Raw genomic sequence first — 24,149 nt, 5'->3', positions numbered from 1 at the left:
CTCAGACGGTAAGGGTCTTCGGGCGCTTGCGCTCGAACCACATGGTGACGAAGAGGCGGGTGACGTAGATCGCGGTGAAGACCGAGGTCACGATGCCGACGCCCAGCGTGATGGCGAAGCCGCGCACCGGGCCCGAGCCCATGGCAAAGAGGATGATCGCGGTGATCATCGTGGTGATATTGGCATCCACGATGGCCGAGAGCGCCTTTTCGTAGCCGCGCTCGATGGCGCGGGCGGGGCCTTTGGCGGTCTTAAGCTCCTCGCGGATACGCTCGAAGATCAGAACGTTGGCATCGACCGCCATGCCGACGGTCAGCACGATCCCGGCGATGCCCGGCAGGGTCAGAGTGGCCCCGATCACCGACAGCACCGCGAACAGCATCGCCACGTTCAGGATCAGCGCCACGTTCGCGAAGAGCCCGAAGAGGCCGTAGGCCGCGAACATGAAGACGAGCACCATGGCGAAGGCGACCATCGTCGCGACCTTGCCGGCCTCGATGCTGTCCTGGCCAAGCTCCGGCCCGATCGTGCGCTCTTCGAGGAAGATCAGCCCGGCGGGCAGCGCGCCCGCGCGCAGAAGCACGGCCAGCTGGGTCGATTCCTCGACGGTGAAATTGCCGGTGATGATGCCGGAGCCGCCCGGGATATGGGACTGGATGACCGGGGCCGAGATCACCTCGTCGTCGAGCACGATGGCGAAGGGATTGCCGATATTCTCGGCCGTGTAATCGCCGAAGCTGCGGGCGCCCGAGGTGTTGAAGCGGAAATTCACCGCGGGTCGGCCGTTCTGGTCGAAGGCGGGCTGGGCGTCGACCAGTTCCTCGCCGGTCACCACGGGCGCGCGTTCGAGCTCGTAGAACACGCCTTCCTCGTCGAGCGACGGCACGATCTCGTTGCCCAGGCCCGGCTCGTCGCCCTCGCTGGCGCGGCCCACGACGGGCTGGAAGGTCAGCTGCGCGGTGGTGCCGATGATCTCCTTCAGCTCGGCCGCGGAGCCGATGCCGGGCACCTGGATCAGGATGCGGTCGGCGCCCTGGCGCTGGATCGTGGGCTCGCGCGTGCCGACCTCGTCGATGCGGCGGCGGATGATCTCGAGCGCCTGGCGCACGGTGCGGTCGTCGGTGGCGCGCTGCTCGGCCTCGGACAGGCGCACGACCAACTCGTCGCCCTCGCCGGTGACGTCGATATCGGTGGCGCCCGCCGCGGCGACGGAGGCCACGGGCTGCGCCAGTTCGCGCACCGCAGACAGCGCCGCGCCCATGTTGTCGGGATTGCCGATGCGCACGCGTAGCTCGCCGGGCGTGTTGTCGCGCAGCCGGATCGTGCCCACCGTGTCGCGCAGGGGGCGCAGCGTGTCGCGCACCTCGGGCCACATGGCCTCGAGCCGCGCGTCGTAGACATCCTCCACCTCGACCTCGGCCAGCAGATGCGCGCCGCCGCGCAGGTCGAGACCGAGATTGACGATGGTCGCGGGCAGCCAGTCGGGCCAGGCCGATTGCGCCGCGAGGCGCGCCTCGGTCTCGCCCTCACGCTCGATCTCGATGACGGCGTCTTTGTGCCGCTCGACCCGGTCATAGAACAGGTTCGGCGCCGAGAAGACCACGCCGAAGGTCACGACCATGAGGATCAGGACGCGTTTCCAGGTGTCGATCTGAAGCATGGGCGCGCTTTCTTGGACGGGTCGTCGGGAAGGGATGGCCGAAACCGGCCCGGGGATCAGCTGTTCGCGGGCTCGGTCTTGGAGATGACCTGCGCGATGGTGTTCTGCACCACGCGAACCTTGACGCCCTCGGCCAGTTCGACCTCGAGCTCGTTGCCTTCCTTGACCTTCACGACCTTGCCGATGAGGCCCCCTTGCGTGACGACCTGGTCGCCGCGGCGCAGATTCTCGACCATCTTCTGATGCTCTTTCATCTTCTTCTGCTGCGGGCGGATGAGCAGGAAGTACATGATCGCGAAGATCAGAATGAGAGGCACGAATTGCGCCAGCGCGTTGCCGTCCATCGAGGGGCTCCTTTGTCGACTGAGAGGCGGGCCACGGCCCGGCCTCCTGAGATTGCGCGGAACCTATGGATTGGGACGGGGCGATGCAAGCGGGGTTGGACGCTTCCGGCGGGTCGGTTTGCCGCGTCGCCCGACAGGAGGTTTTGCTCGTTTTACGGGAAGGTGCGAAAAAGCTTTCGCATGCGAAAGGTTTTGTGATTTATAAACAATGATTTATCGGAGCTTTCGGCGGCGCACGCCGGGGTGACGGGCAGGTTATTGGTTTGGCGATTGGGAGCCGTGGTGTGATCGATGTGACAGCGGATATGGTTGCGATTGACGCAGGCCTGTTCTGGACAATGTTCGGGGTGCTTGTCTTGGCGGCTGTCTCCGCCCTTGTGATGGTCAGCATGCCGTCTGTGAAGACCGAAAAACTGCAGGATTGGCGTGCGAAGCTGGGGATTTCCGGGGTGCCGATGTTGGTGGCAATCGCCGGAGCGATCCTTTGGGGATTACTGACACTCGCCTTGAGTTACGGTCTGATCCGGACGCTGCTGTGGCTTTCGATCCCCGCATTTCGCGGCAATACTGGGTTGGAGGCAGGTGTCGACTGGCGGTTTACGCTGATTACGTTAGCGGGACTGACGGCGACCCTCGGCGCTGTGGTTGCCCTGCCCGTCACTCTGTCACGGCTACGGCTGACGAAGGATCAGACCGACACCGCAAAGGAATCGCTGTATAATCAGAAGATCACCGAGGCGGCAGCGGATTTGTATGCGCGGCGGCTGGTGACGCTGGACAAGGACGACCACGACAAGGCCCGCGACGTGTACGAAGACGACATCGTGCGCCGCTCCGCCGCCATCGACCGTTTGGAGGGCTTGGTCGATGAGCAATCTTATCACGCGGCACGGGTTGTCCGGCTGCTATCCTTGTACGTCCGGGAATTAAGCAGAGAGTTTCCTCGATCCAGACATCCCTATCAAAATATCAAAGGCCTAATAAATGGAACTAAAGAAAAGGCCCCAATAGACGAAGAACAAGCACTTAAAAAATTGGATTTGAGGCCAAATCAATTATCTGACGAAAAATTCTGGCTTTGGACCCATAACCTAGAACCAGTACGCACGGACATGGAGAAAGCCGCGCAAGCCATTGGAAGAATGAGCAGACACCTATCGATATCCAGTCGATATGAGACAATTGATTTTAGAAAAGCCAATCTGCAAGGAATGGACTTGTCAAATCTGGATTTTTGCTTCGGGAGATTTGATGAAGCTGATCTTAGTGGTACGCGATTACACGGAGCTAAATTTGAGTTTGCGATCTTATACAGAGCGGTGCTGGACGGCTCCGAGATATTTAATACAGATCTCTCATCAGCAGTGATGTTATATTCGACCCTCTACGGAACTGAGCTTCGAAGAGCTAAGCTCATCGCGACAAATCTGGATGGCGTTACACTTAATAAACTGACAAAACTCGACGATTTAGATGTGTTCGGTGCTTCCGTTAGGTCTATGGATCTATCTAATACGCAAAACATAGAGAGAATTCTTCCCTATGTTTTTGGGGATGGGAGTGTTTCGCTTCCATCGATTGGAGAGGCAGATTTGGATTTTCCTCCGCATTGGCCACAGCATAGACTTGATGCAAAGATATACGCCGCTGAATGGGACAAGTGGCGAAAGAACCCCGACACCTACACGCCACCCAAACCCGATTGACCCCACCCAGCCCCCGCCTATCCTCCGTCCATGCGCGCCCTCCTCCTCGCCCTCACGCTCCTCGCAACCCCCGCCGCGGCCCAGGACCTCTCCATCGGGCGGCTCTTCGGGGGCGGCTTCTCGTCCGTGCGGCTCTGCACCGCCACGCTCGTCGGCCCGGCCACCCTTCTGACCGCGGCGCATTGCGTGACGTTGCCCGACGGGCGGGCGCGCTCGCCCATGGGGCTCGGCTTCGTGGCGGGCTGGGACGGCAAGCGGCACGAAGCCGCCGCCTCGGTTGAGGAGATCGTGCTACACCCCGATGCGGTGCAGGAGGGCGCGGTGGACGTGGCGCATGACCTGGCGATCCTGCGGCTCAACCGGGCGCTCGCCCCTGCCCCGGTCGCCGTCGGCAGCGCGGCGCCGCAAGGGCCGTTCACCATGGTGGGCTATCCGCGCGAGGCGCCGGACCGCCAAACGACGCGCGAAGAGTGCAGCGGCGAGGCGCGGCGCGGGCGGTGGTATCTGGGCTGCGCGGTCTCCAAGGGCATGTCGGGCGGGCCGGTGTTTTTCGGCACGGGCACGGGGCGGCGGATCGTCGGCGTGATCTCGGCCATCGCGGGCGGCGACGCGGTGGTGGCGCCGGTCGACCCGTGGGTCATCCGCGAGGCGGCGCGCCCCTACACACCGTAGATGCTTTGGGGCATAAGCGGGCAACGACTCAAGTTTCTGCCCGAGAGGCCCCCGATGCACGACATCCGCATGATCCGCGACACCCCCGAGGCGTTCGACGCCGCCATGGCCAAGCGGGGCATCTCGGAGGCCTCGGCACCGCTTCTGGCGCTCGACGAGGAACGCCGCGCGGCGATCCATGCCGCCGAAACCGCGCAGGCCGAGCAGAAGCGCGCCTCGAAGGATGTGGGCCAGGCCAAGGCCAAGGGCGACGAGGCCGAATTCGAGCGGCTGCGCGCGCTGGTGTCGGAGAAGAAGGACGAGGTCGCGGCGATGCAGGCGCGCGCGAAGGACCTCGATGCGGCGCTGGCCGAAAAGCTGATGGAGTTGCCCAACCTCGTGGCCGATGACGTGCCCGAGGGCGCGGACGAGGCCGATAACGTGGAGATTCGGCTTTGGGGCGAGCCGAAGACCTTCGATTTCGAGCCGAAAGAGCATTACGAACTGGCTGCCGTGCAGGACGGGCTCGATTTCGAGACGGCGGCGAAGCTCTCGGGCTCGCGTTTCGTGGTGATGTCGGGGGCGGTGGCGCGGCTGCACCGGGCGCTGGCGCAATTCATGCTCGACACTCATGTCGAGGAGAACGGCCTGACCGAGACCTGGACGCCGGTTCTGGTGCGCGACGAGATGATGTATGGCACCGGGCAGTTGCCGAAATTCGGCGAGGACAGCTACCGGACCACGAATGGCTGGTGGCTGGTGCCGACCGCCGAGGTGACGCTGACCAACATCGTCAACGGGCTGACCGTGGACGAAGGCTACCTGCCCCGGCGCTACGTGGCGCATACCCAGTGCTTCCGCTCAGAGGCGGGCAGCGCGGGGCGGGACACGGCGGGGATGCTGCGCCAGCACCAGTTCGAGAAAGTCGAGATGGTGTCGGTGACGCATCCCGATGAAAGCGAGGCGGAACATGCGCGCATGACGCGCTGCGCGGAAGGCATCCTCGAGAAGCTGGAGCTCGCCTACCGCACGGTGAGCCTGTGTACGGGCGATATCGGCTTCGGCGCGCGGCGGACCCATGACATCGAGGTCTGGCTGCCCGGGCAGAACACCTATCGCGAAATCTCCTCGGTCTCGACCTGCGGGGAGTTCCAGGCGCGGCGGATGAACGCGCGGTTCAAGCCCCGCGATGGCGGCAAGCCCGAATTCCTGCACACGCTGAACGGCTCCGGCCTTGCCGTGGGCCGCGCGCTGATCGCGGTGCTGGAGAACGGCCAGGAGGCGGACGGGTCGGTCACCCTTCCGCCGGTGCTGCATCCCTATCTCGGCGGCAAGAGCCGGATCAGCGCGGAGGGCGTGCTGGCATGAGCGACACGGCCAAAACCCTCTGGGCGGTGGCGCTGCTGCTGGCGGCCATCGCCTTTGCCGCCTCGCCCTTCCTGTCCTCGGGCTTCAACGGCTTTTCCGCGGATCAATTCCCGGTGCCGCAGGAGGATCCGCCGGTGCAGCCCGCGGGCTACGCCTTCTCGATCTGGGGGCTGATCTATCTTTGGCTGATCGCCGGGGCGGGTTTCGGCCTTCTGCGGCGGCGCGACGAGGCCGATTGGGCCGCGGCGCGCCCGATCCTGACGCTGAGCCTCGTGATCGGGGCGGCGTGGATCCCCGTCGCCAATGCCTCGGTGTTCTGGGCAACGGTGATGATCTGGGCGATGCTCGGCACGGCGCTGGTGGCGCTTTTCCGGGTGGGCGACGAGGACCGGTTCTGGCAGCTCTCGCCGGTGGCGATCTATGCGGGCTGGCTCACGGCGGCGGCCTCGGTGTCGATCGGGCTGGTGTTCGCGGGCTATGGATGGCTTGGCGGCACGGAGGCGGCGATCCTGGCGCTGGTGCTGGCGCTCGCCGTGGCGCTGACCGTGCAGTACCGGCTGCACCGCGCGCCGGAATACGGGCTCACGGTGATCTGGGCGCTTGTCGGCATCATCGTGTCGAACACCGCGCCGCTCAACATCGCCGTGGCGGGGCTTGCCGCCCTCGGGATCGTCGCGATCCTGGCCCTGCGCGGCACCGATACGGAGTAACCCATGGCCGAGCCGACCTTCTTTCTGGGCCTCGGCGGGCAGAAATGCGGCTCGAGCTGGGTGCAGGCCTATCTCGCGCGGGCCAAGGGCAGCGATTTCGGACGGCTCGGCGAATACCAGGTCTGGGAGCACGAGCTGGGCGGCGTCTTCGCGCGCTACGCCGTGCCCGCGCCCGGAACCTTCGAGGCGGCGCGCGCGGGGATCAAGATGGCGCTTGGCGGCAGTGAACCCGCGGCGCATCTGCGCTGGCGGCTGCAAACCGACCGCAGGGCCTATTTCGACTATTTCGAGGGACTGCTGGGCAAGCGCGGCGTGGTGCGCACGGGCGATATCACCCCGTCCTACGCGGCGCTGCCGGCGGAGACGCTGATCCGGATCCGCGACGGTTTCGCCGAGCGGGGGATCGCCACGAAGGCCATTTTCGTCATGCGCGACCCGGTGGAGCGGCTGCGCAGCCAGATGCGGATGGAGATGGAAAAGGGCCGGATGGACCTGTCGGATGCGAACGACGCGCCGCTCCGGGGCTTTTATGCCAGCGCGGAGGCCGAGGCGCGCAGCCGCTACGACCGGACCCTTGCGGCGATGGAGGCGGCCTTCGCGCCCGAGAACCGGCATATCGCGCTTTTCGAGGAGATCTTCACGGGCGCGGGCACCGCCGCGCTTGCGGCCTTCGCGGGCGTGCCCGTTGAGGCCGATGCCGGAGCGCGGCAGGTCAATGCGCGCGGCAAGGGATCGAAGGTCTCTGAAGAGGTGCGGACGGAGATCGTGCAGCATTACGCCGAGGTCTATCGCGCGGTGGCCGAGCGGTTGCCGCAGGTGCGCGACCTCTGGCCCGGGGCGGACCGGGTGCTGGGCTGAGGCTATTGCCGGAGCTCGGTCGTCCCGCCGCCACTTGGCTTGCGCCGGATCGTCAGCCCGGTTGCGCGCCGGGCCAACGCATGAGGCCCACATCTATCAATTGCTGCGGATCCGTGTAGCGGGTCGAGGCGGGCCCGGTGAAGCGTCCGCCCTCGGCGCGCATCCGGCCCAGCAACTGGTCGTAATGATCGTATTTCGCGGCCCCCTCCGTATGCGCCTTCCATCGGCGCGCGCGGGCGATCTTGGCGGCGAATTCGGCGGTGAAGACGAAATGCGCGATGGTCAGCAGGTGATCGGCGGAGGGCGGCCGGTTGGCGTAATGCGAGCCCACCTGCCAGGTCTCGGCGTCGCGCCGCAAGAGCGGCAGCTTGTGCCGGGGCGAGCGCTTGAAGCGCGGCTTGGGTTTGCGCCCGGTCAGGCGCTGCAGGAAGGTCGGTTTCGCGGCGTCGATGCCGTATTCCTCGAAGAGCTTGTTGGTCTTCGAGGTGCCAAACGGGTCGGGCCTTTCGCCTTCGATCAGGGTGACGAGCGGTTCGGGCTCGAAGAACGGATAGGCCGCGAAGAGCCCCTTGGGCGTGTCGGGCATGGCGCCGTCGAGACCCGCCAGCGTTTCGGGGAAGAACTCCACCACCGAGGCGCAGATCGCCGGGATGGCGCCGCGCGTCATGGTGTCGAAGACTTCCGCCAAGGAGGTCACGCCCGGCGGCAGGATCAAGAACTCGTCGGCGTCGAAATAGGCCACGATCTCGCCCGGTGCCTCCACATGGGGCAACGCCGCCTTCACCCAGGTGCCGAAGCGGTCCTTGCGGGAGGTGTCGTCGGGAAAGACGATCTCGACCGGTTTGCCGAACCGGTGGCGCGCCTCGTAGAGCACCACGTCGGGCTGTGCGGCGAGCGTTTCGCGCGTGCCGTCCGAGGAGCCGTCGTCGAAGATGAGAAATTGTTCGATCCCGAGCGCGCGGTAATGCGCGAGAAAGGACGGCAGAAGCGCCATCTCGTCGCGCATGATCGAGAAGAGCTTGCGCGCACCGGGGGTCGGGGTGCCGTGGCGGCGCGTCTGGGCGGAGAGGTCGTCGAGGGTGAGGCGCATGAGGGCTCCGGGCGGGTCGGGACGGTGGTAGCGGGGATGGGCCGCGGGGGGAAGGGTTTGGACGCCTTATGCGGCCCGTGCACCGGTCGGGAGCGCCGGGCCGGCGGGGTGGCGCGGCAAGGGTTGCGGGTGGGCGCTTTATGGTTGCGGCGTCATTGCGCCATTCGAACGCCAGTGCTGGCGGGCTCAAAGCGCCAATCCGGTGGGGCCGGATCGGCGCTGATGCGGCGACTGCAGGCAGCCTTGATTCCGCGCCGGGGGTGCGTCGTTCCAGGCGGTCTCGATATTGGGATTGTTCCCGGGCGCGCGCGGCGGTCCCGAAGCGCGTATCGGGGCTGATGCCACAGCGTCGGTCGATCCCCTGCCCTGATCTGCAACCGCGTCCGCTTCATCGCATAAGAAAAGGCCGCCCCAAAGAGCGGCCTTTCCAAATTGGTATCGCAAGCGCGGCTTAACGCTTGGAGAACTGGAAGCTCCGGCGCGCCTTGCGCTTGCCGTACTTCTTCCGCTCGACGACGCGGCTGTCGCGGGTCAGGAACCCGGCGGCCTTCAGCGCGGCGCGCAGGCTCGGGTCGTAGAGCTGCAGCGCGCGGGACACGCCGTGCTTCACGGCACCGGCCTGACCGGAGAGGCCGCCGCCCTTGACGGTGGCCATCACGTCGAACTGGTCCTCGACACCGGCGACGGTGAAGGGCTGGCGCAGGATCATCTGCAGCACGGGACGCGCAAAATACGCGTTGATTTCCTTGCCGTTGACGGTGACCTTGCCGGAGCCCGGCTTGATCCAGACGCGCGCGGTGGCGTCCTTGCGGCGGCCGGTCGCGTAGGCGCGGCCGAACTCGTCGCGGACGGGCTCGCGCGGGGTCAGGGTTTCGGTCTCGGGCGCGGCGGCGGCGTCGATGCCGGCGGCCTGGCCCAGTTCTTCGAGGGAGTTGATCTGCTCAGCCATTACTTCGCCACCCGGGTGTTCTTGGAGTTCATCGACTTGACGTCGAGCACTTCAGGCGATTGCGCCTCGTGAGGATGCTCGGCCCCGGCATAGACGCGCAGGTTGGTCATCTGCTGACGGCCCAGGCGGGTGCCCGGCACCATGCGCTTGACGGCCTGGAAGACGACGCGCTCGGGGTGGGCGCCCTCGAGGATCTGCTCTTTTGTGCGCGACTTGATGCCGCCCGGATAGCCGGTGTGCCAGTAGAAGTGCTCCTGGCGCTTCTTGCCGGTCAGCTGGACCTTGTCCGCGTTCACGATGATCACGTTGTCGCCCATATCCATGTGCGGCGTGAAGGAGGGCTTGTGCTTGCCGCGCAGGCGCGAGGCCACGATCGAGGCGAGACGGCCGAGAACGACGCCCTCGGCGTCGATCACGATCCACTTCTTCTCGATATCGGCGGGCTTTGCCGAGAAGGTTTTCATGGTCAGGTATCCCCTGGGTCTGGTGTCTGGGGCCGGACGGGGGCAAGAGCCCACGCGCGGCGCGATCCGATGGGCGGGTTATAGCCACCCGCAAGGCACAGTCAAGCGGGGCGATTTCGGATTATACACAGGATATCAGTGGTTTACAAAATAGGTATTATTATACCCCATACTTTTGGGGCACCGGCGACCGGTTTCCGGGCCGGGGCGGAAAGCCCGCGGGGTCGATCCGGTTCGTTTCTGTGCGGCGCGCGGCAGCGCCGTGCCGCGCCCTGCCCTCGGGGCGCGGCTAGACCGCGATGCGCTCGGGCGGATCGTCGAGAAGCGCGCGCAGCCGTCCGATCGCCGCCTCGAACTCCGCAAGCGGCACCTGCGCGTTGATCGAGAGGCGCACCGCATGGGGCGCGAAACCGTCGCGCAGGGCGAACTCGTCGGCGGCGCGCAGTTGCACCCCCTGCACCTCGGCGGCCTGCACGAAGGCCGCCGCGCGCCAGCCCGCGGGCAGGCGCAGCCAGAGGAACGGCATGTCCTCGCGCCAGGTGATGTCGAACGCGCCGAGGCCGTTGACCGCGGCGCGGATATAGCGGGCATAGGCGGCGCGCACCTCGCCGAGGACGTGCGGCAGCGCCGGGTCGCGCAGCAGGTCGCAGACCAGGTCGGCCAGGGGTTGCGCGAGGCCGAAGAAGCCGTGCTCGGCCACGCGGCGCAGCTCGGACCGCCAGCCCTTGGGGGCGATGGTGAAGCCGACGCGCAGCGCGGGCGTGATGGTCTTGGAGATCGAGGAGACGTACCAGGATTGCTCGGGCAGGATCGCGCGGTAACTCAGCGCGGCGGGACGGCCCAGCCGGTAGCAATCGTCGTCGAGGATGTGAAAGCCGCGCCTTGCGGCGACCTCGACCACCGCCTCGCGGCGGGCGAGCGGCGTGCAGAGGCCGGTGGGATTGTGGATCTCGGGCGAGGTGCAGAGCAGCTGCGCGTCGTGCTTGCGGGCGAGGCGGTCGAGTTCTTCGGGTATGAGGCCCTGCCCGTCCATCGGCACCGCCACCACCTCGGCGCGCAGAAGGTCGGCGGCGCGGCGGAACCCGGGATAGGAAAGCTCCTCGACGAGGATCGTGGGCCGCGTGCCGCGCAGCACCGCCTGCATGACGAGCCCGATGCCGTTCTGCCCGCCATGGGACAGCACCATGTCCTGCTCGGAGACGGGACCGAGCGGCGTCTCGCCAAGCCAGTCCAGCACCGCCTGCCGCGCGGGCCGGAAGCCGGCGCGCGAGGGATAGTTCAAAAGCCGATCCGCGGGCATCGCGGCGAGCCGGGCGAAGGCGGATTGTATCAATTGTACCTGTCCGCGGTCCGGCAGCCGCGGCGAATAGAGCGAGACGAGGCCGGGCGTTGCCGAGGGTTCGGGCTGGTGCCAGACGAAGGTCGCCTCGGGCGATGCGGCCTCGGGCGCAGCGATGAAGGTGCCGCGCCCGACCTGCGCCTCGGCGAGGCCGCTATCGGTCAGGATCGTGTAGGCGCGCGCCACGGTTCCCGGCGTGATACCAAGGTCGTAGGCCAGATCCCGCACCGGCGGCAGCTTCTGGCCCGCCGCGAGCTGGCCCGCCGCGATGCGGGCGCGGATCGCATCCGCGAGACGGCGGTATTTCGGGCCGTCGCCCGGCATCGTCCCGTAGGCGGAGATAATTGTATCCATGACAATGTTTTCCTCGACCGGAGGCCTGACTGCATTGTATCCATAATTCGTAGCAAGCCTGTGCTTTTGTGTCAATACAATATCCGGCCCGGCCACATTTGAGACGACCTTTTGAACCTGGACACGCATTCAAGGAGAAGACCCATGTCCATCGCAGCCCCGCATGCCGCCCACCTCGCCTATCTCGCAGACGCGCCCCGCCTCGGCGTGGCCGCCGGGATCGCGCTGAAGGCCGCCGTGGTGCTGACGAAATGGACCGCGCGCAGCCGCTCCCGCCGCCAGCTCGCACTTCTCGACGATCACCTGCTGCGCGATATCGGCCTCGATCGCCACACCGCCCGGACCGAGGCGCAGCGCCGGTTCTGGCAGGGCTGAGCCTTGCCCGATCTCCGGCCGGCCCCTGGTATCCCGGCCTGCCGGATCTCTCCCTAATGGGCCGCCTGCGGGCGGCCCCTTTTTCTTGTTTCTTGGCAGGGACCCGCCGCGATGGCACAATGGACCCATTACACACATTCCCTTTTTCGGGTGACGCCCATGTCGGTCTTTTCGCAAACCTGCCAATGCGGCGAGTGTTATTGGGAAGTGGTCGATGCCACGCCCGGCACGCTCGTGTGCTGCTATTGCCGCTCCTGTCAGGGGGCGATGAAGCACCTAGGGCTGGCGGAGACGCGGCTCAACCCCGAGGGCGGCACGCTGATCTTCCAGACCCTGCCGGACAATTTCCGCATGATCCGCGGCACGCGGCGGCTGAAATCCTTTCGCATGACCCCGAAGGGCGTGGTGCGCTGGTATGTCGATTGCTGCAACACGCCGGTCGCCAACACCATCGCTACCGCCGCCCTGCCCTTCGTCGGCGTCATCCTGCCCCCCGATACCGAGGTCTTCGGCCCCAGCCGCAACCATGCCTTCACCGAGACCGCCCTCAGCCCGGTGAAACAGCGCGGCATGGCGCGGGTCGGCTGGGGCGTGATCGGGCGCGGCCTCCTGGGCAAGCTGACCGGGCGGACCGCATCGCCCTTCTTCGAGGCCGGGCATCTGCGGGTCGCGCCGGAGCTGCTGAGCCGGGAAGACCGCGAGGCGGTGATCTGAGGCCCCGCGCGCCGAACCGTGGCGCGCGGCCCCTTCACTTGCCGGGACGCTTGGCTTAGAGAGCGGCGAAGCCTGTCCTCCCGGAGTTCCCGCGCATGCAAGAACCGGCCATCACGCCCGACCTGATCGCTGCCCACGGCATCAAGCCCGACGAATACGAGCGCATCCTCGAGATCATCGGACGCGAACCGACCTTCACCGAGCTCGGCATCTTCTCGGCCATGTGGAACGAGCATTGTTCCTACAAATCCTCGAAGAAATGGCTGCGCACCCTGCCCACCGAGGGACCGCAGGTCATCTGCGGGCCGGGCGAGAATGCGGGTGTGGTCGATATCGGCGACGGCCAGGCGGTGGTCTTCAAGATGGAGAGCCACAACCACCCCTCCTACATCGAGCCTTACCAGGGCGCCGCGACCGGCGTGGGCGGCATCCTGCGCGACGTCTTCACCATGGGCGCGCGGCCCGTGGCGGCGATGAACGCGCTCTCGTTCGGCGAGGTGGCCCATCCGAAGACCCGCCAGCTCGTGCATGGCGTCGTGGAGGGCATCGGCGGCTACGGCAACGCCTTCGGCGTGCCGACCGTCGGCGGCGAGACCCGCTTCGATCCGGCCTATAACGGCAATTGCCTGGTCAATGCCTTCGCCGCGGGCCTCGCGGATGCCGACAAGATCTTCTATTCCGCAGCGAGCGGCGTCGGCCGTCCAGTGGTCTATCTCGGGGCCAAGACCGGCCGCGACGGCGTCGGCGGCGCGACCATGGCCTCGGCGGAATTCGACGAGTCGATCGAGGAAAAGCGCCCCACGGTGCAGGTGGGCGATCCCTTCACCGAGAAGCGGCTGATGGAGGCCTGCCTCGAGCTGATGCAGACCGGCGCCGTGATCTCGATCCAGGACATGGGGGCCGCGGGCCTGACCTGTTCGGCGGTCGAGATGGGCGACAAGGGCGATCTGGGCGTGCGGCTCGATCTGGAAAAGGTGCCGACGCGCGAGCCGGGCATGACCGCCTATGAGATGATGCTCTCTGAGTCTCAAGAGCGGATGCTCATGGTTCTGGACCCCGAGAAGGAGGCCGCCGCGCGCGCGGTCTTCGACAAGTGGGATCTGGATTTCGCCATCGTCGGCGAGACCATCCCCGAGGACCGCTTCCTGATCGTGCTGAACGGCGAGGTGAAGGCCGATCTGCCCTTGAAGGCGCTTTCGGGCAACGCGCCGGAATATGACCGGCCCTGGGTCGAGACCCCGCCCGCGGCGCCCCTCGAGGAGGTGCCGCAGGTCGATCCGATCGACGGGCTGAAGGCCCTGCTGCGCTGCCCCAATTACAGCGCCAAGAACTGGCTCTACGAGCAATATGACAGCCAGGTCATGGCCGATACGGTCAAGGGGCCGGGCTACGGCGCGGGCGTGATCCGGGTGCACGGCACAGACAAGATGCTCGCCTTCACCTCGGACGTGACCCCGCGCTACGTGGCGGCAAACCCCGAAGAGGGCGGCAAGCAGGCGGTGGCCGAGGCTTACCGGAACCTCTGCGCGGTGGGCGCCAAGCCGCTGGCCACGACCGACAATCTCAATTTCGGCAATCCCGAGAAGCCCGAGATCATGGGTCAGTTCGTCGGGGCCATCAAGGGCATCGGGGCGGCCTGCGCGGCGCTCGACATGCCCATCGTGTCGGGCAACGTGTCGCTTTACAACGAAACCGACGGCACCGGCATCCTGCCCACCCCGACCATCGGCGCGGTGGGTCTCATCGCCGCGGGCGAGACGCCGATCCTGGGCCAGCCGCGCGACGGCCATGTGCTCTTGATGGTGGGCGAGGCGTCGGGGCATCTCGGCCAGTCGGCGCTTCTGGCGGAGGTCTTCAACCGCACCGACGGCGACGCGCCCGCGGTGGACCTGGAGGCCGAACGGCGCAATGGCGACTTCATCCGCGCGCAGCGCGACTATATCCGCGCCTGCCAGGACATCTCCGATGGCGGGCTGGCCTATGCGGCCTTCACCATGGCGGAAGCCGCGGGCGTGGGCGTCGTGCTCGACAGCGACGACACCGCGACGCTCTTCGGCGAGGATCAGGGCCGCTACCTCGTCAGCTGCAATTTCGACTGCGCCGAATGGCTGATGGCCGAGGCGTCGAAAGCCGGCGTCGCGATCCGCACGGTGGGCAAGTTCAAGGGCGACACGGTGCGCCTGGACGGCTCCGAGGCGCCGCTGGCGGAGCTTTCGGCGCTTTATCGCGGCGCCTTCGCGGAGACCTTCGGCTAGTCGCCGCCCTGCATTTCGCGCCGCCGCATGGGCATGGCGTCGATGGTGGCGAAGAGATCGTCGATCGCAAGCGGCGCGCTTTCGCGCCGCTTGGTGCCGCCATCCTTGCCGATCAGCAGTGCGGTGAACGGACCATCGGAGAGCCGCGTCCCGAGCGGCCCGCGCGTGGCGGGATCGGTATCGGTGAAGACGATGATGTCGCGCTCGGCAAGGCCCGCCCCGGCGGAACGCAGGCGCGCCATCTGATCGCAAAAGGCCGCGTCCGCCGCATCATCGGCCAGCACCACGACGATGCGGGCCTGCCAGCGCAGGTCGGCGAAATCGGCCCGCCCCGGGTCAAGCGGGCGGAACTCCGCAGCCTCCGCGCCCCCGCCCAGGCCCGCGGCCATGAAGACCGCTCCGGCCAGGTGTCTCGATCCGATCATGGATGCCCTCCTTTCGGCACTGCGGCTCCGGCGCGTCCGGCCCGCCCGGAGCCCGCCACGCGAAGCGCCGCCCCTGCCCTTCACCTTTCCAGATAAACGCAATTCTTCGGCCGGCCACCCCGCGGCATCGCGAGACAATGGCTCAGCCCTCGGCAATCGCCCGCATCAGGCGGTCCTTCTCCCCCGGATCGTCGGGCTGCGAGATCGCCAGCGCCAGCTCCTCCAGCGTCTGGATCGAATGGCCCGCGCGGAAACTGTCCACATGGGGCAGCATGGCGCGGATGCCGCGGGCCTTGGGCGCGAAACCGTCCCAGCGCAGCAGCGGGTTGAGCCAGATGAGACGGCGCGAGGAAAGGTGCAGCCGCTCCATCTCGCGCGCCAGCCCTTCCTCGGGATCGCGGTCGAGCCCGTCGGTGATCAGCAGCACCACCGCGCCCTGCCCCATGACGCGCCGCGACCAGTCGCGGTTGAAGGCGTGCAGGCATTGCCCGATCCGGGTGCCGCCTTCCCAATCCTGCGCCTCGGCGCCTGCGGCCTTCAGCGCCTGGTCGACATCGCGCGTCGCCAGATGCCGGGTGATGTTCGTCAGCCGCGTGCCGAATGTGAAGGCATGGACGCGCGCCCAGCCCGCGCCCTTCTCGTTCGCGACCGCATGGAGGAAATGCAGCACCATCCGGCTGTACTGGCTCATGGAACCCGAGATATCGCAAAGTACCACGAGGTTCGGCCAGCGCGGGCGCCGCTTTGTTTTCGCAAAACTGCGGATCTCGCCGCCCTGGCGCATCGCCGCGCGCATGGTGCGGCGCCAATCGGCATGGGTGCCGAGGGTCGCGGCCATCCTGCGGCGCGACTGGATGGGTTTCACCGGCAGGCTGAGCTTGGCGAGCATGCGCTTGGCCTCGGCGATCTCGGCATTGGACATCTGTTCGAAATCGAGACTGCGCAGCCGCTCTTTCTCGGACATGGTCTGGGAGGCGTCGATCTCGATCCGGACCTCTTCCTCCTTCGGCTCGGGGGGCTCGGGCAGGTCGGGCTGCAACCCGTCCAGGAGCGATTCCGCCGCGCGCTTCTCGGCGGCCTGGGCGTGGCGTTCTTCCTGCACGCCGCGGATCGCCGGGATCATCATCGACATCATGTGTTCGAGATAGCGCGGATCGCGCCAGTAGAGCCGGAAGATCTGCGCGAAGACCGCGCGGTGTTCCGGGCGCGAGACGAAGCAGGCATGCAGCGTCCAGAAGAAATCGGACCGCTCGGTGAAGCCCGCCGCCTCGACCGCGCGGATGGCGTCGATCACCCGGCCCGGCCCCACCGGCAGCCCCGCCTTGCGCAGGGCGCGGGCGAAATGGATGACGTTCTGCGCAAGGCGCGGGTTGTCGGGCAATTCGAGCGGGGCGTATTCAACCATCCCGGCACCCTCTGCCGGGGCCCGAAAAACGATCCGTCGCGGCAGCGTTTCGTGCTATGCTGCGCGTATGGAACAGGGACAAAACCATCGCTGGCCACTGGGCTGGCACGGGCTGCATGCCATCGAGGCGCGCGCGCTCAAATCCGAGATCTTCCGCGAAATCGACGGCATGCACGCGCTGTCGGATCACCGGTTCGACGTGATCGGGCGCTCCGATGACGGCGACGACGTGGTGCTTGCGATCACCGGATGGGAGGCGCCCTTCGCGACGCTGCATCTCGACTGGCCGGAGCGGCGCGGCGCTTTGACGAAGATGTTCGGCGCGATCAAGCCGCGCGGGACGGCCGATCTGCGGCCCGTGACGCGGCTTGCGGATCTGCACCGCGCCGGGCGCTAGGCCCGCTCCCGGACCCGAGTCACCCCGGCGCCGCGCATGGGGCACGGGTAGCGTCCGCGTATTTGGCAAGAAGCAAGACAGGGGCGCGCGCATGCTGCCTTACCTCTTCGAAAATACGCAAACAACCCGCAGGCCGACCCGCGCGCGCGCCGCAATTGGGCACCCCCTCACGCGTTCACCACGCTGGCCCGCGCATCGTCGAGGATCTTCTTGGCCTCCGAGCCCTGCAGCTTCTGGATGTCGTCCTGGTATTTCAGGATCGCGCCCAGCGTGTCGGAGATCACCTCGGGCGAGAGGTCGATCACGTCGAGCGCGAGCAGGCACTTGGCCCAGTCGATGGTCTCGGCCACGCCCGGTTTCTTGAAGATATCCTCGGTGCGCAGGCGCTGGACGAAGGCCACCACCTCGCGCGAGAGCGCCTCGGAGAGGCCCGGCGCCTGGGCGTTCAGGATCTCCACCTCGCGCGCGAAGGTCGGGTAATCGACCCAGTGATAGAGGCAGCGGCGCTTCAGCGCGTCATGCACCTCGCGGGTGCGGTTCGAGGTCAGGATCACGATGGGCGGCTCGGGCGCCTTGATCGTGCCAAGCTCGGGGATGGTGACCTGGAAATCCGACAGCGCCTCGAGGAGGAACGCCTCGAAGGGTTCGTCGGTGCGGTCGAGCTCGTCGATCAGCAGGATCGGCGCGCCGTTCTCGTCGGGGCGCATCGCCTCGAGAAGCGGGCGCTCGATCAGGTAGTCGGGGCTGAAAAGCTCGCGGTTGAGGATGTCGCGGTCGGCATTGCCCTCGGCCTCGGCGGTGCGGATCGCGATCATCTGGGCCGGGAAGTTCCATTCGTAGACCGCCGAGGAGGCGTCGAGCCCCTCGTAGCATTGCAGCCGGATGAGCTTGCGCCCGAGGCAGGCGGACAAGGCCTTGGCGATCTCGGTCTTGCCGACGCCGGCCTCTCCTTCGAGAAACAGGGGCCGGCCCAGTTTGAGTGACAGGAAGACCACGGTCGCCAGCGCGCGCCCGCAGACATAGCCCGCCCCGCCCAGCATGGTCTGGACCTCGTCGATGGATGCCGGTGTCGTCATGTCGCCTCCCCGCGCGTGATGTCCGGCCAGAGGGCCCGGATCGCCCCGGGGAATCAATAGCGCATAGGTCGCACTCGTGCACCCGCCGGGAGATGTGGAATTGACGCGATTCCCGGCCCTGGCCTATGTTCAGGCAAAAGAAACGGTCCCGCGGTAGACGGGCACCGACGGAGCGGGCAAGGATCGGGGCGAATGGGCGGCAGCGGCAAGGGCGCGCGGTCATGCGGATAACCGCGGTGACATGCGTGAAGAACGAAGGGCCGTTCCTGCTGGAATGGGTCGCCTTCCACCGGCTGCTCGGCGTCACCGACTTCCTGTTCTATTCCAACGATTGCACCGACGGGACCGACGCGCTGCTCGATGCGCTGGAGGCGCGCGGCGGCGTCATCCATCTGCCGAACCCCGCCGAGGGGCGCAATTACCAGATGGAGGCGCTGAAGGACGCGGCGCATCAGAGCGTGGTGAAGGCCGCCGACTGGGTCTGGATCGCGGATGTGGACGAGTTTCTCAACATCCATGTGGGCGATCACACCATCCCCGCGCTGGTCGCGGCCTGCGGCGATCCGGGCGCCATCTCGGTGACCTTCCAGTTCTTCGCCAATGACGGCGTGACCGCCTTCGAGGACCGGCCGGTGATCGCGCAATTCACCCGCAGCCACAATCCGGACCTGTGGTGCGGCGAAAGCGCGATCGAGGTCAAGTCCTTGGTGCGGCAGGATTTTCCGCTGCAATATTACGGCGCGCACCGGCCCTTTTTCAACAAGCGGGTGGAGACGCATAACTATCCCGCCTGGACCGACGGATCGGGGCGCAAGGTGCCGCGCAAGTTCCTGATGGCGGACAATCCGCGCCGCATCCGCAAGTTCCCGGCTTCGGGCGCGCGCGATTTCGCCACGCTCAACCATTACGCGCTGCGCTCGCTCGACAGCTACCTCGTGAAGAACGACCGGGGCGACGTGAACCGCGAGAACCGCGCCTTCGACGACACCTATTGGCGCGAACGCAACGACCCCGCCTGGCATGACCCGTCGATCCAGCGCTACCTGCCCGCGCTCGAGGGCGCGCTCGCGGCACTCAAGGCCGATCCGGAGCTGGGCGCGCTGCATGCGGCCTGCGTCGCCGCCCATATCGCCAAGCGCGACGCGTTGATGGCGCAGGACGCCTATGCGGACATGTACGCGCATCTGAAGGCGCTGCCGCCCTATCCGCCCGGCGAATACGAGCTGATGCAGGAACTGGGGCTCGCGTCATGAGCCGCCTGCGCGTGGTCAATCTGGGCCTGCCGAAATCGGGCACGACGACGCTGGGCAAGGCGCTGAGGCGCGCGGGGCTGAACGTGGCGGACTGGAAGATCCGGCCCGGTCAAAGCGAGCATGACGCGCTCAAGGACGAATTCGTCGGCAAGTGCCTCTATGACGCCTATTTCGCCACCGGCGATCCCCTGGCCGCGATGGGCGAGTTCGATGCCTTTTCGGAGATCAGCGCCATCGGCGGCGGTGCGAATTACTGGCCGCAGTTCGATTTCGGCCTGCTCTCGGCCATCGCCGCGCACCATCCCGGCACGAAATTCCTGCTGTCCTACCGCCCGCCCGAGGCGATCGTGGGCTCGATGATGGCCTGGCGGAACCTGGGCACCGGGCGGCTGCCCAAGAACGCGATCCCGGGCCTGCCCGAGGGCTTCGGCCAGGAGGCGCATGAACTGGAACGCTGGGTCGCGGGCCATTACGCCTATCTGCGCGCGGCGTTCGCGGGGCGCGCGGACTTCATGGAATACATGATCTCCGACCCGGACGCGCCTGCGAAGATTGGAGAATTCATCGGGCGCGATCTGCCGTGGTGGGGCCACGCCAACGAACGCGCCCCGGAGGCGGCCTCGTGAGGATCGTCCTGCATATCGGGCCGGAAGCGCAATCCTCCGAACGTATCCAGCGCATCTTCAACGACAAGCGTGAGCAATTGGCGGGCAAGGGCGTGCTTTATGCTCGCTCGCCCGGCGCCAAGAACCACACGCGGCTTTTCATGGCGGTGAGCGACCCGGATGCGGTCGATACCCTGCGCTTCAACCGGGGTTTCACCCTGCCGGAGAAACAGGCGGCGCTGCGCGACGAGGTGGCCGCGGCGTTGCGCGCGGAAGCGGAGCGGGTCGCGCCCGACCTGCTGATCCTGTCCTGTCACCAGCTGGGATCGGCGCTGACATCCGAAAGCGAACGCGCCCGTCTGCGCGACCTGCTGCTGCCGATCTCGGACGATATCACCGTGCTGGCGCAGGTGGACGACCCAGCGCGGATGCTGACGCGCGCCTACGCCGCGCAGGTGATCGAGGGGCGCGCGGTGCCGCTGTCACAGGAATTGGGTCTGGTGGACGCGGAAAGCTGGTGGGAGGCGGCGCTGGCCACGCGACCCGCACCGGCGCCGGAACAGGGCGTCTTCGCCGACGTGCAGGGGGCGCCCTACTGGCTTGATCTGAAACGGTTTGTCGCAGAATGGGACGGGACGTTCGGGTCCGGGGCGACGCGGCTCTGGGGGCTCGATCCCGACGCGCTCTGGTCGGAGCGCGCGACGGAAGCGTTGCGCGCGGCGTTCGGGATCGAGGCAACCTTCGGGCGCGCCGAGGCGATGGCGCCGCCCGCGGCCCCGCCCGAGGTCTGGCTGACCCGGGCCCGAATGTTCAACGACGTGGTGCTGCGGCTCTTGCAGAAGCCCGAGACGGTCCTCGGACGCCCGCTCTGGCGCAGGCTGGTGATGGAGATGAAGCGGGACGGCCCGCCGGTCAATACAGGTGCATTGTTCAGCGTTTCCAGTCGCTTCCAGGACGACATGAAAGTGTTGCAGGAACAGCATCCGGGCCTCGGTTTCGCGCCGCTGATCCCGCCCGTGCAGTCGGAGCCCTGGACAGAGGCCGATCCGGAGATGGGTTTCCGCGCGACGCAATACCTGATGGCCGCGCGCTGGCGCATCGACCAGGCCGCGAAGGAGGAACGCGAAAGCAAGGCCGCGGAGCTGGCCCAACTCGAGGTCGGCCTGCCGAGCGCGGCCCCGGTCACCGGCCCGGTGCCGGAAGACGGGCTGACCACTGCCGCCAAGGCGGTGATGCCGCCGCTGGCGAAACAGAAATTCGCGCAGCTGAAGAACTCGCCCTTCGCCCCGCACAACAAGCTTGGCCGCGTCAACGAGGAAGAGCTGGCCGCCGCCTTCCCGGAGATGCCGGAGCGTCACCTGCCCGAGGGACAGACGGGCCGCGTCATCGTCGGCTGCATGAAGAACGAGGCGCCCTATATCCTCGAATGGGTGGCCTATCACAGGGCCATCGGCGTCGATACTTTTCTCATCTATACAAACGGTTGCGAGGACGGGACGAGTGAAATCCTCGATCGGCTCGATGCGCTTGGCATCGTGCACCACCGCAACAACGACGACTGGAAAGGCAAGTCGCCGCAGCAGCACGCGCTCAACCTCGCGCTGAAGGAGCCGGTGATCCGGCAGGCCGAGTGGATCATCCATATCGACGTGGACGAGTTCATCAACGTGCGCTGCGGCAACGGCACGCTCGACGATTTCCTCGCGCGGGTGCCCGAAGCCACGAATGTCGCGATGACATGGCGGCTTTTCGGGCATTCGGGGGTGACGCGCCTGTCGGATGAATTCGTGATCGAGCAGTTCGACCAATGCGCCCCGCGCTATTGCCCGAAGCCGCACACGGTCTGGGGCTACAAGACGATGTTCCGCAATATCGGCGCCTATCAGAAGATCTCCTGCCACCGGCCGAACAAGCTGGTGGAGGGTGCGGAGACGCGCGTGCGCTGGGTCAACGGATCGGGGCAGGACATGACCGGCGAGGCGCTGACCAACGGTTGGCGGTCTTCGAAAAAATCCATTGGTTACGACCTTTTGCAGCTCAATCATTATGCGCTGCGGTCGGCGGAAAGCTTCCTCATCAAGCGCCAGCGCGGACGCGCGCTGCATGTGGATCGCTCCATCGGGCTGAACTACTGGATCCGGATGGATTGGTCGGGCGCGCGCGATATCACGATCAAGCGCAACGTGCCGCGGCTGCGCGCAGAATACGACCGGCTTCTGGCCGATCCCGACCTGAAGCGCCTGCACGAACAGGGCCTCGCCTGGCACCGGGCCAAGGCCGCGGAGCTGCACGGCATGCCGGAATTCGAGGACCTCTATCAGCAGGCGCTGCGGCTGGAGCTGACGGAAACCGAACGCGTCGCCTATGCGCTGGCGCTGGATATGGAGAGCTGACAGGATGGATATCGCCGCGACCGAGACCTTCGAGACACCGAACGGTCTGCGCTTTCCCCGGAACCCGGATTTCATCGACAGGCGCACGGAGCGCGCCCTGAAATCAGAGGGTTACGAGGACAAGGAAACCCGCGCCGTGATCCAGCTGCTGCGCCGGGACGACCGGGTTCTCGAGCTGGGATCGGGCATCGGCTACATGTCGACGCTGATGGCGCGGCGCCGTCCGCTCGAGGCGATCGAGACCTACGAGGCCAATCCGCGCCTCCTGCCCTTCATCCGCCAGGTGCACGCGCTGAACGACCGCAGCGAGATCGAGGCGCGGAACGCGGTCTTGTCCGATGGCGGCGGCGATGCGGTGCCCTTCTATATCCGGCGCGATTTCCTGGCCTCGTCGCTCTGCCGCGAGGACGATCCCGACACTATCGAAGAGGTCGTGCAGGTGCCGCAGATGGATATCCAGGAGGTGACGGCGCGGCTGAAACCCACCTTCCTCGTCTGCGATATCGAGGGCGCGGAGGCGAGCTTGCTGCCGGCGGCGGATCTGAGCCATCTGCGCGCGGCGGTGGTCGAACTGCACCCGCAATGGATCGGCCAGGCGGGCGTGCAGGCGGTGTTCGACGCCTTCCACCGCGCCGGTCTGACCTATTTCCCGAAGGTCAGCCACGCCAAGGTCGTCTGCTTCAAGAAAGGCTTCTAGGGCGTTGAATATCCTTGCGATCCTCTGCGTCCGAAACGAAGCGGCCTATCTGCTCGACTGGCTGGCGCATGCGCAGGCGGCGGGGATCGGCCATGTGCTGGCCTATTCGAACGATTGCGAAGACGGCACCGATGCGATGCTCGACCGGATGGCGGCATTGGGGCACGTCACGCATCGGCCCAATCCCGGCCCCTACGACAAGGGCGGCATCCAGTTCACCGCGCTGAAGGATGCCGCGAAACAGCCCGTCACCAGGGCGGCGGACTGGATTTTGCCGCTCGATGTGGACGAGTTCGTCAACGTGCATGTGGGCGACCGGACGCTGCCCGCGCTGATCGCGGCCCTGCCCGAGGCACAGGCGATCACCCTGACCTGGCGGCTGTTCGGCTGCGGCGGACAGGTGCGCTACGATCCCGCGCCGGTGCCCGAGCGCTTCACCCGCGCCGCGCCGCAGGTCATGCATTGGCCGTGGCGCGCGGCGATGTTCAAGACGCTCTACCGCAACGACGGCACCTACCGGAAACCCGGCGTGCACCGCCCCCGCGATCCGCGCCCGGCGCGGGCCGAGGCGGCGCGCTGGTTCGACGGGTCGGGGCGCGAACTCGACGCGCAATTCCGCACCCGGCGCATCTTTTCGAATTTCGGGCAGGACAATGGCGCGATGGCGCAGCTCAACCATTATCCCCTGGGCTCGATGGAGGAATACGTGTTGAAGGCCGCGCGCGGACGGGCGGTGCATTCCGATCACTTGTTGGGGCTGGATTACTGGGTGGAGCGGAACTTCAACATCGAGGAGGACCGCAGCATCGCGCCGCTCACGGCGCGGGCGGCGGTGCACAGGGCGGCCTTCGCGGCCGATCCGACGCTGGCCGCGCTGCATGACGACGCGGTCGCGTGGCGCCGCGCGCGGTTCGATTCGCTGATGCTGGAGGAGCCCTACCGCGCGCTGATGGGGCGGCTGATGACCACGCCCGGATCGCGCCCGCTGGACCAAGATGCCGCGCAATTTCTCAAGTCCTACGGGCTCCGGGCGGCGCAATCCGCCGACACGTGACCGCGAC

Annotated in this window: 23 protein-coding genes; 14 read left to right on the top strand and 9 right to left on the bottom strand. The window is 66.8% G+C overall.

Annotated elements, in window-relative coordinates; translation table 11 throughout:
- Nucleotide 1: 1 nt before the first annotated feature.
- Together secD and yajC are read right to left on the bottom strand one after the other, a co-directional pair.
- Complete coding sequence (gene secD / locus BW990_RS11725) at nt 2–1,660, bottom strand: protein translocase subunit SecD (protein WP_076448234.1); 1,659 nt, start codon at nt 1,658–1,660, stop codon at nt 2–4.
- 56 nt (nt 1,661–1,716) lie between these two features.
- Nucleotides 1,717–2,004 carry a preprotein translocase subunit YajC gene (gene yajC / locus BW990_RS11720; protein ID WP_076448233.1) on the bottom strand — a complete coding sequence of 96 codons (288 nt, stop codon included), beginning with the start codon at nt 2,002–2,004 and terminating at the stop codon, nt 1,717–1,719.
- Between the two features lie 284 nt (nt 2,005–2,288).
- Here yajC and BW990_RS11715 point away from each other — a divergent pair, with 284 nt between their 5' ends.
- From BW990_RS11715 to BW990_RS11695, 5 genes are read left to right on the top strand one after another with little or no spacing between them, the layout of a single operon-like run.
- Nucleotides 2,289–3,710: a pentapeptide repeat-containing protein gene (locus BW990_RS11715; RefSeq protein WP_143526163.1), complete on the top strand. Its 1,422-nt coding sequence runs from the start codon at nt 2,289–2,291 to the stop codon at nt 3,708–3,710.
- Between the two features lie 30 nt (nt 3,711–3,740).
- The gene (locus tag BW990_RS11710; protein ID WP_076448231.1) at nt 3,741–4,382 is read left to right on the top strand and encodes a trypsin-like serine peptidase; all 642 of its coding nucleotides are present in this window, start codon (nt 3,741–3,743) and stop codon (nt 4,380–4,382) included.
- Between the two features lie 54 nt (nt 4,383–4,436).
- Nucleotides 4,437–5,729, top strand: a complete 1,293-nt coding sequence (gene serS / locus BW990_RS11705; protein WP_076448230.1) for a serine--tRNA ligase — start codon at nt 4,437–4,439, stop codon at nt 5,727–5,729.
- Entirely contained in the window at nt 5,726–6,439 is a 714-nt protein-coding gene (locus BW990_RS11700) for a hypothetical protein (RefSeq protein WP_076448229.1), read from the top strand. The genes serS and BW990_RS11700 overlap by 4 nt, the downstream gene beginning before the upstream one ends.
- Nucleotides 6,440–6,442: 3 nt before the next feature.
- A complete protein-coding gene (locus tag BW990_RS11695) occupies nt 6,443–7,297 on the top strand; it encodes a hypothetical protein (protein WP_076448228.1) in 855 nt (284 codons plus the stop codon).
- 52 nt (nt 7,298–7,349) lie between these two features.
- Here the strand turns inward: BW990_RS11695 and BW990_RS11690 are convergent, their stop codons facing one another.
- The 4 genes from BW990_RS11690 to BW990_RS11675 all read right to left on the bottom strand — a co-directional run bounded on the left by BW990_RS11690 (nt 7,350) and on the right by BW990_RS11675 (nt 11,493).
- Nucleotides 7,350–8,387, bottom strand: a complete 1,038-nt coding sequence (locus tag BW990_RS11690) for a glycosyltransferase family 2 protein (protein WP_076448227.1) — start codon at nt 8,385–8,387, stop codon at nt 7,350–7,352.
- Between the two features lie 451 nt (nt 8,388–8,838).
- On the bottom strand, nt 8,839–9,336 hold the full coding sequence (rpsI, locus tag BW990_RS11685) for a 30S ribosomal protein S9 (RefSeq protein ID WP_076448226.1): 498 nt from the start codon (nt 9,334–9,336) through the stop codon (nt 8,839–8,841).
- Complete coding sequence (gene rplM, locus BW990_RS11680; protein ID WP_076448225.1) at nt 9,336–9,800, bottom strand: 50S ribosomal protein L13; 465 nt, start codon at nt 9,798–9,800, stop codon at nt 9,336–9,338. The genes rpsI and rplM overlap by 1 nt, the downstream gene beginning before the upstream one ends.
- 289 nt (nt 9,801–10,089) lie before the next feature.
- Nucleotides 10,090–11,493 carry an aminotransferase-like domain-containing protein gene (locus tag BW990_RS11675; RefSeq protein WP_076448224.1) on the bottom strand — a complete coding sequence of 468 codons (1,404 nt, stop codon included), beginning with the start codon at nt 11,491–11,493 and terminating at the stop codon, nt 10,090–10,092.
- Nucleotides 11,494–11,637: 144 nt separating this feature from the next.
- On the opposite strand from BW990_RS11675, the gene BW990_RS11670 reads away from it, so the two are divergent.
- From BW990_RS11670 to purL, 3 genes are all read left to right on the top strand, one after another.
- Nucleotides 11,638–11,868 (top strand): DUF1127 domain-containing protein, encoded by a 231-nt coding sequence (locus BW990_RS11670; protein WP_076448223.1) that lies wholly within the window; start codon nt 11,638–11,640, stop codon nt 11,866–11,868.
- Between the two features lie 111 nt (nt 11,869–11,979).
- On the top strand, nt 11,980–12,582 hold the full coding sequence (locus BW990_RS11665) for a DUF6151 family protein (RefSeq protein WP_076448222.1): 603 nt from the start codon (nt 11,980–11,982) through the stop codon (nt 12,580–12,582).
- A 95-nt stretch (nt 12,583–12,677) separates the two neighbouring features.
- The gene (gene purL / locus BW990_RS11660; RefSeq protein ID WP_076448221.1) at nt 12,678–14,837 is read left to right on the top strand and encodes a phosphoribosylformylglycinamidine synthase subunit PurL; all 2,160 of its coding nucleotides are present in this window, start codon (nt 12,678–12,680) and stop codon (nt 14,835–14,837) included.
- On the opposite strand, the gene BW990_RS11655 is transcribed toward purL, so the two are convergent.
- The gene (locus BW990_RS11655) at nt 14,834–15,262 is read right to left on the bottom strand and encodes a DUF4174 domain-containing protein (RefSeq protein WP_234990237.1); all 429 of its coding nucleotides are present in this window, start codon (nt 15,260–15,262) and stop codon (nt 14,834–14,836) included. The genes purL and BW990_RS11655 overlap by 4 nt on opposite strands.
- Nucleotides 15,263–15,404: 142 nt before the next feature.
- Nucleotides 15,405–16,667 (bottom strand): vWA domain-containing protein, encoded by a 1,263-nt coding sequence (locus tag BW990_RS11650; RefSeq protein ID WP_076448220.1) that lies wholly within the window; start codon nt 16,665–16,667, stop codon nt 15,405–15,407.
- Nucleotides 16,668–16,734: 67 nt separating this feature from the next.
- Between BW990_RS11650 and BW990_RS11645 the strand changes: the two genes are divergently transcribed.
- Nucleotides 16,735–17,064, top strand: a complete 330-nt coding sequence (locus BW990_RS11645; protein ID WP_076448219.1) for a hypothetical protein — start codon at nt 16,735–16,737, stop codon at nt 17,062–17,064.
- A gap of 167 nt (nt 17,065–17,231) precedes the next feature.
- Here BW990_RS11645 and BW990_RS11640 read toward each other — a convergent pair whose 3' ends face one another.
- Nucleotides 17,232–18,140, bottom strand: coding sequence for an AAA family ATPase (locus tag BW990_RS11640; protein WP_076448218.1), 909 nt, complete (start codon nt 18,138–18,140; stop codon nt 17,232–17,234).
- A 221-nt stretch (nt 18,141–18,361) separates the two neighbouring features.
- On the opposite strand from BW990_RS11640, the gene BW990_RS11635 reads away from it, so the two are divergent.
- The 5 genes from BW990_RS11635 to BW990_RS11615 are packed head-to-tail and all read left to right on the top strand — an operon-like array spanning nt 18,362 to nt 24,142.
- A complete protein-coding gene (locus BW990_RS11635) occupies nt 18,362–19,393 on the top strand; it encodes a glycosyltransferase family 2 protein (RefSeq protein WP_076448217.1) in 1,032 nt (343 codons plus the stop codon).
- Complete coding sequence (locus tag BW990_RS11630) at nt 19,390–20,019, top strand: sulfotransferase family protein (RefSeq protein WP_076448216.1); 630 nt, start codon at nt 19,390–19,392, stop codon at nt 20,017–20,019. The genes BW990_RS11635 and BW990_RS11630 overlap by 4 nt, the downstream gene beginning before the upstream one ends.
- A complete protein-coding gene (locus tag BW990_RS11625) occupies nt 20,016–22,391 on the top strand; it encodes a glycosyltransferase family 2 protein (RefSeq protein WP_076448215.1) in 2,376 nt (791 codons plus the stop codon). The genes BW990_RS11630 and BW990_RS11625 overlap by 4 nt, the downstream gene beginning before the upstream one ends.
- Nucleotides 22,392–22,395: 4 nt before the next feature.
- Nucleotides 22,396–23,088 carry an FkbM family methyltransferase gene (locus BW990_RS11620; RefSeq protein WP_076448214.1) on the top strand — a complete coding sequence of 231 codons (693 nt, stop codon included), beginning with the start codon at nt 22,396–22,398 and terminating at the stop codon, nt 23,086–23,088.
- Between the two features lie 4 nt (nt 23,089–23,092).
- Nucleotides 23,093–24,142 carry a glycosyltransferase family 2 protein gene (locus BW990_RS11615; RefSeq protein ID WP_076448213.1) on the top strand — a complete coding sequence of 350 codons (1,050 nt, stop codon included), beginning with the start codon at nt 23,093–23,095 and terminating at the stop codon, nt 24,140–24,142.
- Nucleotides 24,143–24,149 lie beyond the last annotated feature (7 nt).

It is taken from the genome of Roseivivax lentus, from assembly GCF_900156805.1.
GTDB classification, from domain to species: Bacteria; Pseudomonadota; Alphaproteobacteria; order Rhodobacterales; family Rhodobacteraceae; genus Roseivivax; species Roseivivax lentus.
Note: the sequence above shows the minus strand (reverse complement) of the source record. Positions and strands in the feature narration are given on the sequence as shown.

What these genes read in the sequence shown, in the direction of transcription:
- secD (WP_076448234.1), bottom strand. Translation starts at nt 1,660, where the DNA reads ATGCTTCAGATCGACACCTGGAAACGCGTCCTGATCCTCATGGTCGTG.
- yajC (WP_076448233.1), bottom strand. Translation starts at nt 2,004, where the DNA reads ATGGACGGCAACGCGCTGGCGCAATTCGTGCCTCTCATTCTGATCTTC.
- BW990_RS11710 (WP_076448231.1), top strand. Translation starts at nt 3,741, where the DNA reads ATGCGCGCCCTCCTCCTCGCCCTCACGCTCCTCGCAACCCCCGCCGCG.
- serS (WP_076448230.1), top strand. Translation starts at nt 4,437, where the DNA reads ATGCACGACATCCGCATGATCCGCGACACCCCCGAGGCGTTCGACGCC.
- BW990_RS11700 (WP_076448229.1), top strand. Translation starts at nt 5,726, where the DNA reads ATGAGCGACACGGCCAAAACCCTCTGGGCGGTGGCGCTGCTGCTGGCG.
- BW990_RS11695 (WP_076448228.1), top strand. Translation starts at nt 6,443, where the DNA reads ATGGCCGAGCCGACCTTCTTTCTGGGCCTCGGCGGGCAGAAATGCGGC.
- BW990_RS11690 (WP_076448227.1), bottom strand. Translation starts at nt 8,387, where the DNA reads ATGCGCCTCACCCTCGACGACCTCTCCGCCCAGACGCGCCGCCACGGC.
- rpsI (WP_076448226.1), bottom strand. Translation starts at nt 9,336, where the DNA reads ATGGCTGAGCAGATCAACTCCCTCGAAGAACTGGGCCAGGCCGCCGGC.
- rplM (WP_076448225.1), bottom strand. Translation starts at nt 9,800, where the DNA reads ATGAAAACCTTCTCGGCAAAGCCCGCCGATATCGAGAAGAAGTGGATC.
- BW990_RS11675 (WP_076448224.1), bottom strand. Translation starts at nt 11,493, where the DNA reads ATGGATACAATTATCTCCGCCTACGGGACGATGCCGGGCGACGGCCCG.
- BW990_RS11670 (WP_076448223.1), top strand. Translation starts at nt 11,638, where the DNA reads ATGTCCATCGCAGCCCCGCATGCCGCCCACCTCGCCTATCTCGCAGAC.
- BW990_RS11665 (WP_076448222.1), top strand. Translation starts at nt 11,980, where the DNA reads ATGGCACAATGGACCCATTACACACATTCCCTTTTTCGGGTGACGCCC.
- purL (WP_076448221.1), top strand. Translation starts at nt 12,678, where the DNA reads ATGCAAGAACCGGCCATCACGCCCGACCTGATCGCTGCCCACGGCATC.
- BW990_RS11655 (WP_234990237.1), bottom strand. Translation starts at nt 15,262, where the DNA reads ATGATCGGATCGAGACACCTGGCCGGAGCGGTCTTCATGGCCGCGGGC.
- BW990_RS11650 (WP_076448220.1), bottom strand. Translation starts at nt 16,667, where the DNA reads ATGGTTGAATACGCCCCGCTCGAATTGCCCGACAACCCGCGCCTTGCG.
- BW990_RS11645 (WP_076448219.1), top strand. Translation starts at nt 16,735, where the DNA reads ATGGAACAGGGACAAAACCATCGCTGGCCACTGGGCTGGCACGGGCTG.
- BW990_RS11640 (WP_076448218.1), bottom strand. Translation starts at nt 18,140, where the DNA reads ATGACGACACCGGCATCCATCGACGAGGTCCAGACCATGCTGGGCGGG.
- BW990_RS11635 (WP_076448217.1), top strand. Translation starts at nt 18,362, where the DNA reads ATGCGGATAACCGCGGTGACATGCGTGAAGAACGAAGGGCCGTTCCTG.
- BW990_RS11630 (WP_076448216.1), top strand. Translation starts at nt 19,390, where the DNA reads ATGAGCCGCCTGCGCGTGGTCAATCTGGGCCTGCCGAAATCGGGCACG.
- BW990_RS11620 (WP_076448214.1), top strand. Translation starts at nt 22,396, where the DNA reads ATGGATATCGCCGCGACCGAGACCTTCGAGACACCGAACGGTCTGCGC.